The organism is Kitasatospora sp. NPDC001539, assembly GCF_040298565.1.
GTDB lineage: Bacteria > Actinomycetota > Actinomycetes > Streptomycetales > Streptomycetaceae > Kitasatospora.
Map to the genome: position 1 here is coordinate 1 of NZ_JBEPAK010000156.1, position 16,710 is coordinate 16,710.

At 75.0% G+C, this 16,710-nt stretch carries 16 protein-coding genes and 1 pseudogene; 13 read left to right on the forward strand and 4 right to left on the reverse strand.

All coding sequences use genetic code 11. The features are described 5' to 3' along the window. From ABT247_RS22555 to ABT247_RS22570, 4 genes and pseudogenes are all read left to right on the forward strand, one after another. Window positions 1-286: pseudogene (locus ABT247_RS22555) on the forward strand (SDR family NAD(P)-dependent oxidoreductase); the annotation flags it as partial. Between the two features lie 152 nt (window positions 287-438). Next, window positions 439-1,014 (forward strand): TetR/AcrR family transcriptional regulator, encoded by a 576-nt coding sequence (locus ABT247_RS22560; RefSeq protein WP_350744879.1) that lies wholly within the window; start codon window positions 439-441, stop codon window positions 1,012-1,014. 272 nt (window positions 1,015-1,286) lie between these two features. Next, window positions 1,287-2,384, forward strand: coding sequence for a hypothetical protein (locus tag ABT247_RS22565; RefSeq protein ID WP_350744881.1), 1,098 nt, complete (start codon window positions 1,287-1,289; stop codon window positions 2,382-2,384). A 336-nt stretch (window positions 2,385-2,720) separates the two neighbouring features. Beyond that, on the forward strand, window positions 2,721-3,917 hold the full coding sequence (locus tag ABT247_RS22570; RefSeq protein WP_350744883.1) for an IS110 family RNA-guided transposase: 1,197 nt from the start codon (window positions 2,721-2,723) through the stop codon (window positions 3,915-3,917). An 8-nt stretch (window positions 3,918-3,925) separates the two neighbouring features. Here the strand turns inward: ABT247_RS22570 and ABT247_RS22575 are convergent, their stop codons facing one another. Further along, window positions 3,926-4,879 carry a helix-turn-helix transcriptional regulator gene (locus tag ABT247_RS22575; protein WP_350744885.1) on the reverse strand — a complete coding sequence of 318 codons (954 nt, stop codon included), beginning with the start codon at window positions 4,877-4,879 and terminating at the stop codon, window positions 3,926-3,928. Window positions 4,880-4,942: 63 nt separating this feature from the next. Here ABT247_RS22575 and ABT247_RS22580 point away from each other — a divergent pair, with 63 nt between their 5' ends. From ABT247_RS22580 to ABT247_RS22605, 6 genes are all read left to right on the forward strand, one after another. Further along, the gene (locus tag ABT247_RS22580) at window positions 4,943-5,422 is read left to right on the forward strand and encodes a hypothetical protein (RefSeq protein WP_350744887.1); all 480 of its coding nucleotides are present in this window, start codon (window positions 4,943-4,945) and stop codon (window positions 5,420-5,422) included. Next, a complete protein-coding gene (locus ABT247_RS22585) occupies window positions 5,419-5,874 on the forward strand; it encodes a hypothetical protein (protein ID WP_350744889.1) in 456 nt (151 codons plus the stop codon). The genes ABT247_RS22580 and ABT247_RS22585 overlap by 4 nt, the downstream gene beginning before the upstream one ends. Before the next feature lie 184 nt (window positions 5,875-6,058). Then, the gene (locus ABT247_RS22590; protein ID WP_350744891.1) at window positions 6,059-6,271 is read left to right on the forward strand and encodes a hypothetical protein; all 213 of its coding nucleotides are present in this window, start codon (window positions 6,059-6,061) and stop codon (window positions 6,269-6,271) included. Between the two features lie 1,806 nt (window positions 6,272-8,077). Beyond that, entirely contained in the window at window positions 8,078-8,839 is a 762-nt protein-coding gene (locus tag ABT247_RS22595) for a bestrophin-like domain (protein ID WP_350744893.1), read from the forward strand. 78 nt (window positions 8,840-8,917) lie between these two features. Further along, a complete protein-coding gene (locus tag ABT247_RS22600; RefSeq protein ID WP_350744895.1) occupies window positions 8,918-9,376 on the forward strand; it encodes a hypothetical protein in 459 nt (152 codons plus the stop codon). Window positions 9,377-9,473: 97 nt separating this feature from the next. After that, window positions 9,474-9,932 (forward strand): VOC family protein, encoded by a 459-nt coding sequence (locus ABT247_RS22605; protein ID WP_350744897.1) that lies wholly within the window; start codon window positions 9,474-9,476, stop codon window positions 9,930-9,932. Here ABT247_RS22605 and ABT247_RS22610 read toward each other — a convergent pair. Then, on the reverse strand, window positions 9,868-11,043 hold the full coding sequence (locus ABT247_RS22610; RefSeq protein WP_350744899.1) for an NAD(P)/FAD-dependent oxidoreductase: 1,176 nt from the start codon (window positions 11,041-11,043) through the stop codon (window positions 9,868-9,870). The two genes, ABT247_RS22605 and ABT247_RS22610, sit on opposite strands and share 65 nt — an antisense overlap. Window positions 11,044-11,356: 313 nt before the next feature. On the opposite strand from ABT247_RS22610, the gene ABT247_RS22615 reads away from it, so the two are divergent. Next, window positions 11,357-12,052: an alpha/beta hydrolase gene (locus ABT247_RS22615; protein ID WP_350744901.1), complete on the forward strand. Its 696-nt coding sequence runs from the start codon at window positions 11,357-11,359 to the stop codon at window positions 12,050-12,052. A gap of 100 nt (window positions 12,053-12,152) precedes the next feature. Here the strand turns inward: ABT247_RS22615 and ABT247_RS22620 are convergent, their stop codons facing one another. Continuing rightward, window positions 12,153-13,673 (reverse strand): ArnT family glycosyltransferase, encoded by a 1,521-nt coding sequence (locus tag ABT247_RS22620; protein WP_350744903.1) that lies wholly within the window; start codon window positions 13,671-13,673, stop codon window positions 12,153-12,155. Window positions 13,674-13,993: 320 nt separating this feature from the next. On the opposite strand from ABT247_RS22620, the gene ABT247_RS22625 reads away from it, so the two are divergent. Continuing rightward, the gene (locus ABT247_RS22625) at window positions 13,994-14,743 is read left to right on the forward strand and encodes a DUF4118 domain-containing protein (protein ID WP_350744905.1); all 750 of its coding nucleotides are present in this window, start codon (window positions 13,994-13,996) and stop codon (window positions 14,741-14,743) included. 108 nt (window positions 14,744-14,851) lie between these two features. Here the strand turns inward: ABT247_RS22625 and ABT247_RS22630 are convergent, their stop codons facing one another. Next, on the reverse strand, window positions 14,852-15,745 hold the full coding sequence (locus tag ABT247_RS22630; RefSeq protein ID WP_350744907.1) for an SDR family NAD(P)-dependent oxidoreductase: 894 nt from the start codon (window positions 15,743-15,745) through the stop codon (window positions 14,852-14,854). A gap of 59 nt (window positions 15,746-15,804) precedes the next feature. Here ABT247_RS22630 and ABT247_RS22635 point away from each other — a divergent pair, with 59 nt between their 5' ends. Beyond that, window positions 15,805-16,503 (forward strand): TetR/AcrR family transcriptional regulator, encoded by a 699-nt coding sequence (locus tag ABT247_RS22635; RefSeq protein ID WP_350744909.1) that lies wholly within the window; start codon window positions 15,805-15,807, stop codon window positions 16,501-16,503. Window positions 16,504-16,710 lie beyond the last annotated feature (207 nt).

The following is a 16,710-nucleotide window of genomic DNA, read 5'->3' on the forward strand; positions in this document are numbered from 1 at the left end:
CACCCTGACGGACCCGAAGATCGTCTCGCCCGCCCTGCGGCTGATGTGGCCGCTGGTGCGCCGAAGGTTCCAACGCTCGACCTCCGGCCCGGCGTCCGTGGCGGCCAGGCCCTCGATCGTCGCCGCCACCGACGACGCCCTGACCGGCCGGACCGGCGTCGTCATCGGCGCCGAGGCCCACCCGGTGGCGCCGTTCCGCGCCGCGACCGACCCCCGCGTCGCCGAGGCCGTCCGCCGGCTCAGCGAACGGCACGCACCCCTGGGCTCCGCGGCGGGCCCGAAGTAGCGGACGGCAGCCGCCCGGTCCCAACGCCCCTCGCCCGTCGCGCCCTTCGACGACCTTCGGCCGTCGGCAGCCCCGGCGAAGGGCCCCACCGGGAGCCTGCGGTCGACGGCAGCGCCGGAGGATCGGGCGCGCCGCCTCGTTACACTGTCGACATGACGCCCGTGCCGCTGCGCAAAGACGCTGCCCAGAACCGGCACCGGATCGTCGCCGTCGCCCGTGACCTGGTCGACGAGGGAACGCCGTTGCAGCTCAACGATGTCGCCCGCCGCGTCGGAGTCGGGGTCGGCACCGTCTACCGGCACTTCCCCACAGCCGAGGCGCTGCTCGAGACGGTCGCCACCCCCTCCCTCGAAGCCCTCGTCGCCCACGGCGAGCAGGCGCTGACCGACGCCGACCCGTGGCGCGCGCTGGAGGGATTCCTGATGCGCACCGTGGAGGCGCAGGTCACCGACGCGTCCCTGTCCGCGGTCGCCGCCGCGCCCTCGGACGCCCTGCCGGACACCACCGAACTCAAGCGGTCGCTGGCCGCGGTCGGCGACCGGCTGCTCTCCCGGGCCCGCGAGGCCGGGGCGGTCCGCCCCGACTTCGCCTCCGCCGACCTCGTCCCGCTGATGTGCGGCGTCGCCCACGCCGCCCAGGTCCACAGCGGCTCCCGCGCCGCGCGCCTCGCCGCCGCCCGCCGTTACCTGGCCACCCTGCTCGGAGGCCTGCGCGTCACCTCGCCGTGAGGCCGTCCGGCCTGAGCGCCCGTCGGACCTGAGCGCCCGTCCGGCCCTCGCACCCGTCCGCCCCTCGCACCCGTCCGGCCTGAGCGCCCGTCCGGCCGGCCTGTGCCCGTGCTCCTCCACGCAACGGAATGCCCGGCCCGACCAGTGCGGGCTGCCGACGCCTGGTGACGGCTGAACGCCCATCGGGCCGCCCGGAAACCCGGTTGGCCGGCCGCCGCCGCGCTGCGATGATGCCTCCGTCCGCGCGCATCCACTCCCCGAGCGGAGGACGTTTGTTCGTTTTCGTGTGCGCAGGGTGCGGCGCCGACCTGACCGTCCCGCTGTCCCGGGTCGCCCTGCCGGCCCACGCCCACCAGACGTACGGAAACGGGGTCCAGCTCCCCGTGTTGATGGAATCCGGCACCTTCGCCGTGGAGCCCGACCCGTGGGGACCTCCGTGGCGGAGGTGGGCGGAGTTCCGTCCGGACGAGGCGGCCGCCCGCGGCATCCACGCGCCGGTCCACGCCCCGCCCGACGGCGCGCCCGGCGCGATCGTCCTCGCCCCCGGAGACACCCGCAACACCGTGCTGATCCCGGAGCGGTGTGGCGGCTCCTGCTGCGGCCCGGACGGAGCCGACGGGCCCAACACGGCCTGCGGCGTGTGCGGTCTGCCAGTGGCGAGCCGGATCGACGAATGCTCGCTCTGGCAGGCGGTGTGGCTCGCGCCGGACGCGGTGCGTTCCGTTCCCGTCGGCGGCGTCGACGCCGCACCACTGTCCTGGGCGGAGCTGGTCGAGGCGGGTGAGGGCATTCCTCCCTTCGAACCGATCGCCACCTGGGGCGGACGACGGGGATCGCACCACTACTGGTCGTGGAGCCCGCGGTGGGAGGCTGCGGTCGGCCAGGCACTCGCTCATCTGCTGGTGGCCTCGGAGGGCCATCCGGTGACCGTGCCCTCCGGACTGACGGCAGAAGTGTTCCAACGCGCGCTCGACGCTCTGCTGCCGGCCGGCCCGGGCGTGCGGCGCGCCGTCCTGGCCGGACCGGGGCTGCCCGCTCCCGACAGCCGAGCCGACATCCTCCTCGTCCCGACCCACCCCCGGACGGGCGAAACCTGGGCCCCGGACCACCACGAGCGCCTGGTCCCGTTGCCGGTCGGGGTGTGGCTGCGGTTGGCCTTCCCCGAACCGCACCTGCCCGTCCCCAGGTCGGGCGGCATGCCCGACGGTGTCCTCCGCGACGACCCTCCCGCTCCGCGTGCCCACCGCCTGTTCCGACCCGACCCCTACGTGTTCCGGCGGACCCTGGTCCGACTGCCGGCCGTGCGCAGTCCTCGGCTGCGGGAGATCCTCGAGGCCCTCGCGACGCACCCGCGCGCGGACCTCTTCTAGGCGGCGACCGGCCCGCCTCCACGGCTCGCCGCCCCAGGATCCGGCTGCCCCGGGCCCGCCGCACCGGCCCTGTGCCCTCGCCGGGCCACGCCCCGTTCGTCAGTCGGCTCTACCTTCTGAGCTGGGTTGATCGGGCCGTTCGTAAGGTTGGGTCGCCCAGGGGTGCTGGGTGTGGCTATCAGTCGGCTGCCGTTTCGTGGCTTCCAACGCTTCGCCGCCCAGCGCCCCGCGACGACTCGGCCGCCGATTAGGAAGTGCGAACAAGTCGCTGCGTAGAGCAATGCCGGCGAGGTCGTCCGTGGTACGAACAGCACGAACACGCACGTCAGGAGCACGATGAGCCGGATATGGGCGGGGATCGACAGCGGCAAGGGCCACCATCACGGACTGGCCCTCGACGCGGACGGGAGAACCCGGCTGTCGAGGCGGGTCGCCAACGACGAACCCGAGCTGCTGAATCTGATCGGTGATGTCCTCGCCCTCGCCGACGGCGAGCCGGTGACGTGGGCGATCGACATGACCGGCGGGGAGCCGGCGCTGCTGCTGAGCCTGCTGGTCGCGAACGGCCAGGAGGTCCTGTACATCCCCGGACGCCTGGTGAACCGGGCGTCCGATGGCTACCGTGGCGAGGGCAAGACCGACGCCCGCGACGCCTTCGTGATCGCCGACCAGGCCCGGATGCGCCGCGACCTGCAGCCGATCCGCCCCGGCGACGAGGCCGCGATCGAACTGCGGCTGCTGACCGGCCGACGCGCCGACCTGGTCGAGGACCGCACCCGGTCCGTCAACCGCCTCCGCGGCACCCTGCTGAGCATGTTCCCGGCCCTGGAACAAGCCCTGGAGATGACCAACGTCGGCCCGCTGGTCCTCCTGACCGGCTACCAGACCCCGGCGGCGATCCGCCGCACCGGTACCGCCCGGCTGGCGAAGTGGCTGGCCAACCGCAAGGTCCGCAACGCAAGAGCCCTCGCCGAGGCGGCAGTTGAGGCCGCCGAGCGCCAGCGCACCAGCGTCCCGGGCGAGAAGACCATTGCGAGGCTGGTTCACGCCCTGGCCAAGGAGGTGATGGCCCTCAACGAGCAGATCGCCGAGATCGACAAGCTCATCGAGGGCCGGTTTCGCGAGCACGAGCTCGCCGCGATAGTCGAGAGCGTCCCCGGCATCGGCACAGTGCTCGGCGCCGAGTTCCTCGCCGGCGTGGGCGGCAGCCTGGACGGCTTCGCCTCCCCGGACGCCCTGGCGGCATTCGCCGGCGTCGCCCCCGCGCCGAAGGACTCCGGCAAGGTCCACGGCAACCTCCACCGGCCGACCGCCTACCACCGCAGGCTCCAACGCGTCTTCTACACCTCGGCGTTGGTGAGCATCCGCTGCGATCCGAACTCGCGGGCGTTCTACGACCGCAAGCGCGCGGAGGGGAAGAAGCACGTCCAGGCGGTGCTCGCCCTGGCCCGCCGTCGCGTCAACGTCGTGTGGGCCTTGATCCGTGACAGACGGTGCTACCACGTCACACCTCCAGTGACCGCGACGGCTTGACAACGACATTAGGAAGCGTTGAGGGCGGCGATCGCGCGAGCGGTCGCCGCCATCCGCTCGCGCAGCGCCGCAGGTTCGAGGACCTCGATCTCCGGGCCCAGGGCCAGGAATTCACGGCAGGTGTGGTCCAGGGACTCGATCGGGAGGACCGCGCGTGTCCACCCGTCCGGCTGGACCTTGCCGGAGGCCTGCAGTGCCCGGGCGGCCGCGCCCCGGAGCCGGGTCGCGCCGGCGGGCGACACCCGGACGACGGCGTCCGCAGTGTGCAGCCAGGCGTGGAACCGCGCCTGGTGCTGCTGCCAGAACGCGGCCAGGTCGAAGTCCTCGGGGACGGTGAACTCCTCATCGAGGGCATGAAGTTCGATGATCTGGTCCACCCGGTACGTGCGCGGGCCGGGCGCGGCGACCAGGTACCAGCGCCCCGCCTTGAGCACCAGACCGTACGGCTCCAGCCGCCGGTCCACCTCCGTGGGCTCCCGCCAACGCCGGTAGCGCAGCTGCAGCAGGCGGCCGTTCCAGACGGCGTCGGCGACCGCGGGCAGGAACGGAACCGGATCCGCCTCCGCGTACCAGCCGGGCGCGTCGAGGTGGAACCGCGACTGGATCCGCCCGGCCTGCTCCCGCAGCACGGGCGGCAGCCCGGCGTGCACCTTCAGTTGAGCCGCGGCCAGCACCGAGCCGAGGCCGAGCTCGGCCGCCGGGCCCGGGACGCCCGACAGGAACAGCGCGCCGGCCTCCTGCGGGCTGAGGCCGGTGAGGCGGGTGCGGTAGCCCTCCAGCAGCCGGTAGCCGCCCCGGTGCCCCGCGTCCCCGTACAGCGGGACGCCGGCCGCGTGCAGGGCGTCCACGTCCCGGTAGACGGTCCGCACCGAGACCTCCAGCTCGGCGGCGAGCTCGGCCGCGGTCATCCGGCCCCGGCTCTGGAGCAGGAGCAGGATCGAGACGAGTCGACTGGCGCGCATGGAGGAGATTCTGCGGCAGTCCACTGACAGGAGGTGTCAGGGGAGCGGTCCTAGCGTGCGGACATGGCTTTCGAGGAGAAGTTCCTTTGGACCCCGGCACCGATCGAGGTGGCCGGGCGGCGCTTGAAGCGCTACCACGTCAGTGCCGATCCGGCGGGCATCGCCGCCGAGATCGAGGAGGCGGCCCACGCCGTCCTGCCCGAGCTGCTGCCCGAGCCGGACGGCACTCCGCCGGCCGGCTTCCTGGTGCTGCACCGGGGCGGCGACACCGGCGCCTACCTGAACGTGTACACCTGGGTCTGGGACAACGTCCTGCACTTCCGCGGTGCGGCGGCGGGCCAGCCGGCGCTGGACTGCCCCGACCTGAACCCGACGAACTTCGTCGTGCAGACCCGGCCGTGGATCGGCTGCGTCTGGGAACTGCCGCCGATCACCCACGAGCGCGACGCCTGGGTCCGTCACATGCTGCTTCCGGAGCAGCCGGATCTGGACGCCTACCTCGCGGATTCGGCGGCCGAGGGCACCACGGGAGGACGCGCATGAACGACTTCGACTTCCTCGTCGGGGACTGGGACGTCGCCAACCGCCGGCTGCGCGACTTCCTGGACCCGGCCAGCGGGTGGGAGCGGTTCGGCGGGACGAGCCGCTGCTGGAGCCTGTTCGGCGGTGCGGCGAACGTCGACGAGATGGAGTGCCCGGAACGGGGCTTCACGGGCCTGACGCTGCGTCTGTTCGACCAGGGGACCAGGGAGTGGTCGCTCAACTGGTCCAACAGCAGGTCCGGCCGCCTGGACCCGCCGGTGCGGGGCCGGTTCCGGGAGGACGGCGTCGGTGAGTTCCACGGCGACGACACGTACGCGGACACGGCGGTGCGCGTGCGGTACCTGTGGTCGGACATCACCGACCGGACCGCTCGTTGGGAGCAGGCCTTCTCCGTGGACGGCGACCGCACGTGGGTGACCAACTGGACCATGGACTTCACCCGCAGGGGCTGAGGCGCGACACCCGCCCGGTCCGAGGTGCCGGGGTGGCCGGAACCCACCCGTCGGAGAAGGGATTCGCCGCGTCGGGGGCGCGCTGCGGTTGTTGAGCCCACGACAATGCTGCCGTCCCGCCGGTCGTCGTCAGCGGTCCGTCGTCAGCCGCCCCGAGAGCGCCCCGCCGGCGGTCTGCTGACCGGTGGACGGGACCGCGCGACTGCCACCGGGGGGAGGGAGATCCGCACCGGCGCTGGACGTCTCCGACGTCCGGATCCAGGGCGACACCGCCAGTGCGCGGGTGACCAGGCCGGGCGTGGACGCCACGATCCACCTGCGCAGGGAGGCCGGTGTCTGGAAGGTCTGCGAACCGGCCGACGGGGAGCTGTCCGCGACGGCCTCGCGGCAGCCGTGAGCGGAACGCGCGGGCACACGGCCCGGCTGCGGCGCGGCCCGGCGCGTTCACGCAGAGGTCCGGCTGCCTGTTACCCCTGTCGTGTGATCGGTGCGGAACAATGCCCACCGGAAGGCGTGTCGGGAGGCGGCGGCTCGCTTCCGGACCGTAACTAGATCATATGCCTGGCTGGAAACTGTCCTTCTGTGCGGCTGTCGCCGGCCTGGTCCTGGCCGGGTCGGCCGCCGGCCTCTCCTACGGCGGGCCGGGGACCGGTGAGCTGGCGCTCTCGGTGACGACCGACGGCCGCTCGGGCGCCCCGGTGGTCAGCACCGGCGACGAGGTACGGGTGAGCTACCGACTTCGCAACGACGGTGCGGCCCCGGTGTCGGACGTGCGGATCACTGACACCCTCGCTCCCGGAGCCGAGCCCCGCTGCCCGGAAAGCGGCACCGGAGACATCCGTCAACTCCGCCCGGCCACCACCGTCGTCTGCACGGCGACCCTGCGCGCCCTGCCCGGTGAACACACCGGCACGGTCACCGCCCGGGCGGCAAGGGGCCACGGCCACGGCACCCTCACCCGCACGGCGCACTCGGGTTACACCGGCGTGGCGGCGAGCCCGGCATCCACCCCCGGTGGGGGAGCCTCGGGTACGGGCGCACCCGCGGCTGGAGCCGGGGCCCCGGCAGCCCGGGTCCCTGCTGCGGCTGCTGCGGGAGTGCTCGCAGGACCCGTGTGCGGAGTTGGGGTTCCCACACCGGGGGCTCCCGCGCCGGGCGTTCCCGCGCCTGGTGTGCCGGGAGGCCCTCCCCCTGGGGCTCCTGCACCTGGAGCGCCTGCACCTGGGGTGCCCGGGCCGGGAGCACCCGCGCCAGGGGCGCCTGGAAGTCCTGCGCCTGGTGTGCCCGGGCCGGCAGCGCCCGGCGGGCCCGCGCCCACTGCTCCTGCGCCTGTTGCTCCTGGACCTGGTGCGCCGGGGAATCCCGCTCCGGGCGTGCCCGCTCCTGGAGCACCCGCACCCGGTGCGCCCGCACCTGCCCCCGGGGCTCCTCCCGGGGGCCCCGCACCTGGAGGCCCCGCACCTGCGGCTCCCGCGCCTGGGGCTCCGGTGCCCGGAGGGCCCGGGGCTCCTGCACCCGGAGCGGGAGCCCGTGCCCCTGGTGCACCCGCCGCCGGTGGGGCCGGAGCCGGAGCGCCCGGGGGCGGAGCGGCGGCACCCGGAGCGGCGGCAGCCGGAGCGGCGGCACCCGGAGCGGCGGCAGCCGGAGCGGCGGCGGCCGGGGGGCCTGCAGCTGGGGCGGCTGGGGGAGGAGCAGCGGCGGCCGGAGCACCCGCGGCCGGAGCCCCGGCAGCCGGAGCGGCCGCAGCCGCCGGGCCTGCCCCCGCAGTCCCCGCCCCCGGAGCCCCCGCGCCCGGGGTGCCCGCCCCCGGAGCCCCCGCAGCAGGGGCGCCCGGCGCAGGAGCACCCGGCGCAGGGGCGCCCGGGGCGCCTTCACCCGCAGCCAAGTCGCCCGCAGCCAACTCGCCCGGGCCGGGGACACCCGGTGCCGGCGCGTCGGGCAACGGCCGCAAGCCCGTCAAGCCCTCGGCGAGTGCGTCGGCCACCCCGTCCCCGAAGCCCTCGGGCTCCGCCGGACCGGGGGCCGGCGGGAACCACGTGACGGCACCCCTCCTGCGCCCCGGCCGGTTCGGCCAGGGCTCCGCCCCGCTGCCGCACAAGCTTCTCCTGTTCTTCCTGATGTTGTTCGTTCCCGCGATCATCGCCGGGGCCATCGCGTGGCGCCGCCGCAGGGGCCGCCGATCCGACCGAAGCTCAGGGGCGCCATGGAACACGTGATCGCAGTGATCGGTATCGTGGCCGGCGTCGTCGTGGTCGCCGGGGGCGCCGCCCTGCTCAACAGCCGCAAGGCCAAGCGGTCGGCGTCGGACGAGGAGGTGCGCGACGACACCGCCGAGTACCTGACGATGATGGTCGGTGTCCTGTACGCGTTGGTGCTCGGCCTCGCGCTGGTCTCGGTGTGGGAGACCAAGGACAGCGCCGACACCAACATCAGCGCCGAGGCGGGGGCGCTGCACCAGACGTATCTGCTCGCCGACGGGCTGCCCCCCGCCGCCGCCCAGCGGGCCCGGTCGGCGGTGGACACCTACGCCGCCTACGTCCGCCACGACGAGTGGCCGATGATGGAGCAGCGGAAGCCGCTGGGCCCGCACGGCTGGACGCTCCTGCACGACGTGCAGACCGCGTGGACCGACTTCGAGCCCACCACCAACGCGCAACAGCAGGTGGACCAGCTGGCGTTCGCCCAGATCTCCGCCGCGTACCAGGGCCGCCACGGCCGTGAGGCGGCCGCAGGCGGGGGCATGTCGGGGGTCATGTGGTTCGGCCTGATCGCCGGCGGCGCGCTCACCCTGGGCCTGATGTTCCTCTTCGGGATCGAGCGCACCCGCACCCATCTGGTGCTGGCCACGGGCTTCACCAGCCTCATCGCCTTCGTGGTCGTCCTCATCTACGCCCTGAACTCCCCCTTCGGAGGCCCGCTCGGCCTGAGCGCCGCGCCCTTCGCCGCCGTCGGCCTCGGCGGCTGAGGCACCGGCCGTGGAGCGCGACGGGGTTCAGCCGGGGGCACCGGTAGGACGGCGGACCGGGCGAGGAGTTGTGAGGCGATGGCGAGGTTGACGGTCGAGGACGGCCGGCTGGTGGTCCGCCTGTCCTGGTGGGAGCACCTCGTGACGGGCACCCGGACGGTGCGGGTGCCCGTGGAGGCGGTCCGGCAGGTCACCCGGACGCCGGAGCCCTGGCGTCTGCTGCGCGGCACCCGGGAGCGGGGGCTGCTGCTCCCCGGGCGGCTGTGCCTCGGCGTCTGGCGCCACCCCGTCGGCCGGGACCTCGTCGCCCTGCGCCCGTTCGGCGACACCGCGGTGGGCGTCGACCTGCGCCCGCCGGTGCCGTTCGCCCGCATCGCCGTCCACGTGGACCGGGCGCCGCAGGTCGTGGCCGATCTGCGCACCGCGATGGGCGAGCCGAGCGCCGCGGCAGCCACCGCCGCCACCGCAAACGCCACCGGCGCAACGCCCACGGCCGCAACCACCGCCGAGCGGGACGACGAGCCGGGCACGCCGTGAGCCGGGCTGCCGGCTGGATCACCACGCTTGACCTCAAGCCCGCTTGAACTCCTAGGTTCACGGTCATCGGAAACAGCCACCCGAGGAGGCAGTCCCCATGACCGCGACCGCTATTCCCGAGACGTACCGCAACGCCGTCGTCGCCCACATCATGCTCGACGGCGCCGCGAACGCGATCGAGTTCTACACCCGCGCGTTCGGTGCCGACGAGCTGTTCCGGCTCGCCGGCCCGGACGGGCGCGTCCTGCACGCCGAGATCGGGATCCAGGGCTCCACGGTCATGCTGGGCGACGCCGAGGGGCCGCACTTCAGCGCGCCGACGGCTGTCGGCGGCACCACCGTGGGCCTGCACGTCTTCGTCGACGACGTCGACGCGCTCGTACGGCGGGCCACCACGGCCGGTGCGGAGCTCCTCCAGCCACCGGCCGACCAGTTCCACGGCGATCGCACGGCCATCCTGAAGGACCCCTACGGCCACGTCTGGGTCTTCCTCACGCACCTGGAGGACCTGACGCCGCAGGAGGTGGCCCGCCGAGCCCGGGAGCTCCTGCGCTGAACCCGCCGGCCGGTGCCGGGCCGAACGGGGCCGAGGCCGCGTCCGCATGGCGCCGCCGCCAGAACTCGGCGTGCGGCCAGCGTCGTTCGAGGCCGTAGTAGGCGTGGCGGTTGCGCAGGTGGGCTGCCACGACGGCGTCGACGTCGGCGGCGTAGCGGGACAGCGCGCCGGTGTCTCCGTCAAGGCTCGCGTGGACGGCCCGGCCGGCTCGCATGCCCGTGTACAGGGCGGTGAGGATGCCCTGGGAGGAGAGCGGGTCGAAGGCGGCGGCGGCGTCGCCGGCGGCGATCCAACCGGGGCCGTGGACGGTGTCCAGACGGGAGACGTGGGCTGGCGCGCGGCGCGGCGCGGCGCCCGGTGGCCACCGGCGCCCGGCCGCGCGGGCGGCGGTGTGGCGGGTGCGGTCCAGCGCGGCGCGCAGCCGCACCCGGTCGGCGCCGCGGGCGGCGGGCAGGTCCGCGTCGGTGAAGAACGCGACGAGGAGCCGGTCGTCCGGCAGCAGGGCGCTGTACCACCAGCCGTCCGGCACGGCCTCGACGAGGGTGGTCCGGTCCGCGGCGTCCGCCGGGTCGAGAGTGAGGTGGAGCGCGAGGAGGCGGTCGCCGACCAGGCGGCGGGCGCCGTGGGTGGTGGCGATCGCGGCGCGGCGGCCGGTGGCGTCCACGAGCCGGCGGCAGCGTACCGTCCGCCCCTGCAGGGCGAGGCTCCAGGTGCCGTCCAGTCGGCATGCGTGGGGGCGGACGACGGCCTCCCGGACGTCCACGCCGGCCGCCGCCGCGGCCTGGCGCATCCGGTGGTCGAAGAGCGCGCGGTCCAGGTGCCAGCCCGGTCCGTACGGGTCCTGGATGCTGTCGACGGAGGCCGGCCGGGCGGAGCCCCAGGTGGAGCGGTTGCCGTAGCAGGGCAGGTGCCCGTCACCGGGGACGGTGTCGGCCACCCCCAGGTCGCGCAGCAGCATCCGGGCGGCCGCCGGCAGCGCCTCCCCGACCGGAGGTGGGCCGCCGGGGGCGTGGACGAGCAGGACGCTGCGCCTCCGGGCGGCGAGGGCGAGGGCGGCGGCCGCACCTGCCGGTCCGCCGCCCACCACGGTGACGTCGTAGTCCGGTGTCACGAGCCGCACTCCTCTCCGTGTCGTGCTCTCCGGGCGCACCGCCGCCGACGGCGGGGCACGGATGGTCGACGGCCGAACTCCCGATGCGCCCCCTCTGGAATGTTCGGTGGGCGACGACGGGCAGTTGAGCGCGCGCGGGCGTGAACGGGGGCGCGCGTCGAGGGTGTGCCCGGACGGCTCACGCCCCGTCGGCCGCTCCGCCCGGAGGCCGCAGGTCGGCGGGCAGTGCGTCCACCGCACGGTCGTGCCGTTCCCGCGACGGCGGCTGCGTCTACGGTTGGTCGAAGTGGCCGCGGGCGGCGTGGAGGCAGCGATGAGGGTCGTGTTCGTGCACGGGGCGTGCGTCCGGGACGGGGCGTGGTGGTGGCACCGCACCGCCGAGCGGCTGCGGGAGCGGGGGGTGCCGAGCGTGGCGCCGGCGCTGCCCAGCTGCGGTGAGGCGGGCCGGCCGGGCGGCACCGGCGGACCGGGTCTGCCCGAGGACGTCGCGGCGGTGCGGCGGGTCCTGCTGGGCAGCGAGGAACCCACCGTCGTGGTCGCTCACAGCTACGGGGGAATCGTCACCGCGGAGGCGGCCGCGGGGATCGGGTCGGTGCGCCACCTGCTGCTGATCTCCAGTTACCTGCCCGAGCCCGGGCAGAGCCTCTCGGACTTCGGGCACGGCGGCCCCGCACCGTTCCTGGACGTCGACCCGGAGGCCGGCACGTTCGGCGTCCGACCCGAACTGCTCGTGGACACCTTCCTGCCGGACTGCGACGCGCGGATCCAGACGCAGGCGGCGGACCACCTCGCCCGCCAGAGCCTGCGGGTCACCGGGCAGCCGGTCGGGGCGGCCGCATGGCAGCAGGTGCCCTCGACGTACCTGGTGTGCGCCCAGGACCGGGGCACCCCGGCGCGCCTCCAGCGCGAGTTCGCCCGCCGGGCCGGCCGCACCGTCGAGATGGACGCGGGCCACCACCCGTTCCTGTCGCGGCCCGCCGAGGTGCGGGACCTGCTGCTGTCCCTGTGACGGGGACGCCCGTGGGGGCCTGGAGCGTGCGTGCCGTCGGCAGGCGCCGCCCGGTAGCTCGGTCCGCGCGGTCGGCCGCCCCCGTTCGATCGACCGGGCGTCAGTACTCGCGCAGTGACGGCCAGAGGGCGGACCACCGCTGGTGGGCGCCCTCGCACAGCACGACCTCCGCGTGCTGCTCCTGGTTGGCGACACCGAGGCCGTTGTCGATCCGGTCCACGGTGCGGCAGCCGGTGAAGTGCCCTGCCAGCCGGTGGCCGTCGGCCTGCTCGACGAGCAGGACCGGGCCGTCGTCGCCGTCCGGGGGCGGCCCCCAGTCGTACAGGCTCATGTGGCCGGAGTAGGCGGTGGGGAGCCCGTAGGCGGGCCCGTACCGGGCGAGGGCGCCCGCCTCGCCGTAGTTCGAGGTGAGCAGGACGGCGCGGGCGCGCTGCGCGGTGGGGATCCCGGCCCAGGCGGCTGCGGTGGTACGGGCGAGCCGGGGCCAGCCGATCTGCTCGCCCTGGTCGATGTCGACGGCGTTGGTCACGGTGACCGCCCGGACCGGCAGCACCGGCAGGGCGGCCAGGGCGCTGGTGGCCGCCGCCAGGACGAGGAAACCGGTGAGGGACCGCCAGGAGTGGCGGGCGCGGCGGACGACGGGTTCGCAGCCGGCCGCCGTCACCGCGAGCAGCAGGGGGAGCGGGTAGTACGGCTTGCCGCCGCCGAGCAGCGCCAGCGCGCAGAGCAGCGGGTAGCCGAGCCCGAGCGGCCGGGCCCAGCGCAGCTCGTCCGCGCGGAGCAGCCGGCGCAGGCCCACCACCGCGACGGGGACCAGGACCGGGGAGAACTGGAGCAGGTGGAGCGGCAGGAACAGCAGCCGACCCGACAGGCCGTCGACGTGGCTGAGCACCCGGGCCACCTTCAGCTCCGGCCAGCCGTGGGCGGCCTGCCAGACGAGCGTGGGGGCACAGATGAGGAGCGCGAGGAGCAGCGCGAGCAGCGGTCCCGGCAGCCGTCGGGCGCCGCCGGGCCGGGGGAGCGGCGGGCCGGGCCGGGCGCGGGCTGCCGACAGGTCCACCAGCAGGGCGAGGAGGAGCGCGAGGAGCAGGGACAGGACGAGCTGCTTGTTCAGCAGCGTCGTCCCGACCGCCGCGCCGAGGGCCGGCCACCAGCGGCCGTCCCGGGTCCGCAGCAGCCGGGCCGTCAGCAGCAGGACGCCCAGCTCGGCGGTCAGGTCGAAGGTGCTGGTGGACAACAGGTGGCCGATCGCGAGCAGGTACCCCGAGCAGGCGCAGCACCCGGCCGCGAGCACCTGCCCGTCCCGGCCGGCTCCCAGTTCCCTGGCCAGCAGGGCGGTCAGCACCACGGAGCAACCGGAGAGCAGTGCGGGGACGACCCGCAGCCCCGTCGGATCGGCGCCGAAGACGGCCGAACCGACCCGGGCGAGCAACGGGGTCAGCGGAGGCTGGTCGACGTAGCCCCAGGCCGGGTGCCGGCCGGCGAGCAGGAAGTACAGCTCGTCGCGGTGGAAGCCGTACCGCCCGGAGAGCGCGATCAACACGCCGGCGACCGCGGTCGCGACGACCAGGACCGGCCGCACCGCGAACGGCGGCAGACCGACCCGACCATCCCCCCGCATGCCCACCGCAGCAGCATGGCAGTCCGCCGGGGCGCGGCCAAGGGGCGCGGCACACGGCACTGCGGGGGTGGACCGGGTCGAGGTTCCGCCGCCCGGCCCGTTCCCCGCCCCCGCCGCCGTTCTGCGACACGATGCAGTGCGGCGGCGGGATCGTCCTCGGGAAGGGCCGTCATCGTGGGCGGCGGCATCGCCGGCCTCGCGACCGCGCCGAGCCTGCCCGCGGCCCGGGGGAGCGCACCCGCAAGGATCGCGTCAAGGAGTCGTCCGGCGGCTTGCCCCGGGCCCGCGTCCTGGTACACCGGAATCCGGAGGTGTGCGAGATGCGCCGATTCGAGATGCGGGGGCCGCTCTCACTGGTGGCCGCCGCCGTGATCCCGCTCGCGGTGAGTGCGGTGCTGCTGCCGTTGCGCGGCCACCTGGCCAACACCAACGTGGCCCTGCTGCTGGTCGTCTCCATAGTGGCGGTGGCGGCCGTGGGGCACCGGATGGCGGGCGCGGTCGCCGCGCTGAGCGCCGCGGCGTGGTTCGACTTCTTCTTCACCAGCCCGTACGAGCGGTTCGCCATCAGCGGCTCCTCCGACATCACCACCGCGGTGCTGCTGCTGGCGGTCGGGCTGGCGGTGTCCCAGCTGGCCGCGCGCGCCCGGCGGTTCGAGGTCATCGCGGTCACCGATGCCGGCCACCTCGACCGGATCCGCGAGGCCGCGGACACGGCGCGCTCGAGGCCGGCGCCCGCCGTGGTGGACCACGTACGGGCCGAACTGGTCGACCTGCTCGGGCTGCGGGGCTGCCGCTTCGAACCCGGTTCCCTGCTCGGCCGGCCGCCGCGGCTGGAGCCCGACGGTTCCATCGTCGTCGGCCGCAGGACCTGGGCGACCGACGAGCTGGGCATGCCCGGCGAGGAGGTGGAACTGAGGGTGTTCGGCAACGGCAGGTACGTCGGCCGGTTCATGCTCGACGCCGTTCCCGGCAGCAGGCCCGACCGGCAGGCCCTGCTCGTCGCGGTAACCCTGGCCGACCAGGCCGGCGCCGCACTGGGGACGTCGACCCGTCCGGTGCACGCCGCGTGACCCGGCCCGCCCGCCGGGCGGCCTGACCTCCCGTCGGGCGGCCGGTCGGCAGCGTGGGGCTTCTGCCGCCGCGGGCCCGGCCGGAGAAGGGACGCGACGGGCGGCCGGCTAGGCCGCGGAGTCCTCCGGGAACGCCACCGGGTAGGGCTCGGCGAAGTCCGCGGACCGCCCGACGGCGCTCCACCTCTCGTCCTGCGCCAGCAGCCGCCGGTCCTGGGCGATGGACCCCTCCGACGCCGTCACGCCGAGCGCCAGGTTGGTCGGGATGTCGCGGCGCTTCGCCATCCGCACCAGGATCTCCGCGGCGCGCACCGGGTCACCGGCCGCGCCCCCGGTGTTCTGCCGGACCCGGCGGTTGACCGCGCCGACGGTGCCTTCGTAGCCCTCGGGCACGTCGTGGACGGTCATCGAGGAGCCGGCCCAGTCGGTGCGGAATCCGCTCGGCTCGACGACCAGGACGCGCACTCCGAACGGCTCCGTCTCCGCGCGCAGCACCCGGCTGAAGCCGTCGATCGCGAACTTCGCCGCCTGGTAGGAGGCGATGCCGGGCGAGCCGCCGACGCGGCCGCCCATGGAGGAGAACTGGACGACCAGGCCGCCGCCCTGCTCGCGCAGCAGGGGGATCGCCGCCTTGGTGACGTTGTAGACGCCCCAGAAGTTCGTCTCGAACTGGGCGCGGAAGTCCTCGTCCTCGGTGGTCTCGATCGGGGAGACGTTGGCGTAGCCGGCGTTGTTGACCAGCACGTCGATCCGTCCGAAGCGCTTCCGGGCCTCCTCGAGCGCCGCCCGCGCGGCCCGCGGGTCGGTCACGTCGAGGGCGATCGGGGCGATCCGGTCGCCGAACTCGGCGGCCAGGTCGTCGAGCTGCTCGGGCCGGCGGGCGGTCGCGGCCACGGTGTCGCCGGCCTCCAGGGCGGCGCGGACGAGGGCGCGGCCGATGCCCCGGGAGGAGCCGGTGACGAACCAGGTCTGTTGCGTGCTGTGGGCGTTGTTCTCGGTCATGCACTTAGCAAAACACTGTTGCGTTAATAGTGCAACCCCGTTGCGCTAACATGGGTCGGGTGCACACCGCCGACACCACCGACCCGACCGGGTTCCAGCGCGCCCGGTCCCCGCGGGCCAAGCAGCAGCGGGAGGCCGCCATCCTGGACGCCGCCCGGGCCCTGGGCGCCGAGCACGGCATCCGGCAGGTCACGCTGACCGACATCGCCGCGGCCGTGGGGATGCACAAGTCCGCGCTGCTGCGCTACTTCGAGACGCGGGAGGAGATCTTCCTGCGCCTGACCGCGGCCGACTGGCAGGAGTGGGCGCCCGTCCTGTGCGCCGAGATCGAACTCGTCGACGCCGGCGACGCGGCCGGCGTGGCCGCGGCGTTCGCCCGCACCCTCGCCGCCCGCGGAACGTTCTGCGACCTGCTCGCCCAGGCGCCGATGAACCTCGAACGCAACGTCTCGGTCGAGCGGGTGCGGGAGTTCAAGCTGGTGACCCTGGCCGCGGTCGACGCGATCGTCACCGCGGTCCGCGTGCGGCTGCCGGAGCTGACCGAGGCCGACGGCGTGGACCTGATGGCCGCCGCGACGTCGATGGCCGGCTCGTTCTGGCAGATCGCGACACCGGGGCCGGAGGTCGCCGCGCTGTACCGCGCCGATCCGCGCTTGGCGCACGCGATCGTGGAGGTGGAGCCGCGGCTGGCGCGGATCCTGACGGCGATGCTCGAGGGGATCGTCGCGGCGCGCCGAGGTGAGGCGCCACCGCGCTGAGCCGGGGCCCGCCCCGCAGCCCGTCCTCGGCCGGGGCGCCCGCCCGCCGGGGGTACCACCGAGCGCCGGGTCCATGAGTCAGATGACCGATGCACGCCGGCCGGACCGGCTGACAACCTTGTCGGTCGAGCGGCTCCGCGCCCGCCCGGGCCCCCCGGCCCGCCCCCCCCCCGCCCCCCCCCCCCGGGGCGACCCCCCCCCCCCCAA